At 63.2% G+C, this 209-nt stretch carries 1 pseudogene; it reads right to left on the reverse strand.

Annotation, left to right across the window (positions count from 1 at the left end):
• A pseudogene (locus KY389_RS15210) lies at window positions 1-205 on the reverse strand (IS110 family transposase); the annotation flags it as partial.
• Window positions 206-209 lie beyond the last annotated feature (4 nt).

Raw genomic sequence — 209 nt, forward strand, 5'->3', positions numbered from 1 at the left:
CGAACCTGGTCAGCTCGCGCGCCCAATAGTGCGCGCTGGCGCAGGCTTCGATGCCGATCAGGCAGGGTGGCAGGCGCCGGAAGAATTCAAGCATCTGGCTGTGCCGCAACTGGCGACGCAAGACAGCCCGGCCTTCGGCATCGACGCCGTGCAGCTGGAAAACAGGCTTGGCCAGATCGATCCCGAGTGTGGTAATCCTGTCCATGGAT

Source organism: Paracoccus bogoriensis, assembly GCF_019431455.1.
GTDB classification, from domain to species: Bacteria; Pseudomonadota; Alphaproteobacteria; order Rhodobacterales; family Rhodobacteraceae; genus Paracoccus; species Paracoccus bogoriensis.